This is a genomic window from Actinomadura sp. KC06 (assembly GCF_004348735.1).
Taxonomy (GTDB): domain Bacteria; phylum Actinomycetota; class Actinomycetes; order Streptosporangiales; family Streptosporangiaceae; genus Spirillospora.
The window spans coordinates 1-985 of sequence record NZ_SMKT01000399.1 but is presented as its reverse complement, the minus strand read 5'-3'; the positions used below and the strand labels follow the sequence as shown (position 1 = coordinate 985).

1 protein-coding gene and 1 tRNA gene are annotated in these 985 nt (G+C 65.2%); one reads left to right on the top strand and one right to left on the bottom strand.

Annotation, left to right across the window (positions count from 1 at the left end; all coding sequences use genetic code 11):
* A partial coding sequence (locus tag E1287_RS43335; protein WP_207934830.1) for a hypothetical protein occupies positions 1–774 on the top strand: 774 nt, incomplete at its 5' end.
* 84 nt (positions 775–858) lie between these two features.
* On the opposite strand, the gene E1287_RS43330 is transcribed toward E1287_RS43335, so the two are convergent.
* Positions 859–931, bottom strand: a tRNA-Thr gene (locus E1287_RS43330).
* Positions 932–985 lie beyond the last annotated feature (54 nt).

Sequence of the window (985 nt, the reverse complement as noted above, 5' to 3'; positions counted from 1 at the left end):
CACCCCCACCCCCGGAACCCGGAGGCGACGCGCGTCCAGATAAGGACATGGGGCAGTGAAATCACCCTGGCGGTAGTTGGCGCGCAACTCGGGTACTCGCATCGTTGCGTCATGGCGCATTACTGCGACGTGGAAACCCAGAAGGGCGGAGGTTGCCGACGCCGGGTCAATGCCGCGACCTGCTACGACCACGTAAACGGACCGGTGCCCCCAAAGAGTGGCGGAAGCAACGGAACACCTGTTCGGTCACGCAATCCGGTTTGGACGGAAGCAGCTCCCATTGAGAACGCCTCCATCACACTTCCGGACGCGGTAACCGTCGTTCAGCGGCTCCCTACCCACTGGCGAGGCAAGATCGCGGAGCAGTCGGTCCGGCGGGTCGGACGAGAACAGTGGGGCGACTTCCTGCAAGAAAGAACCGCCGGCCTCTGCCGCCCTCTCGCCCGGACGGCCCGCGAGCTCCTCGCGATCAAGGCAAGGGTCGACCGGCTGCCAGGCGAGGCGGCTGCTGCCGCCGCACACCACCTCGGCGCGCCACCCGTCGTCCAGACGATGGCCGAACGGTTCGCATCCGGACTGGGCGCCACGACGACGATCGAACAGAACCTCGCCGCCACCGCCCACGCCGTCCGCGTCCTCGGCATCTTCGTCTGCGTCATCACAGACGCCGTCCCAACCTGCCAATGCCTCAAGGATCTCGTGGCGGACCACCTGCCCCGAGACGATTTCGAGACCAGTCTGTGGCACCTCACAAAGCCTCCCGCCCCGACCTAACGTCGGCGACGCGACATAGACGCCGCTGCTGTACCTGTTAGCAACCAGCCCCCTTCCATGATCGGAAGGGGGCTTTGATGTGGGAGCCGGCGAGGGGACTTGAACCCCTAACCTTCTGTTTACAAGACAGATGCTCTGCCAATTGAGCTACGCCGGCGGGCTCGTCCGCATCGTAGTCGACTTGGTGGGGGGCTTGTGCGGGGGTGTGTGG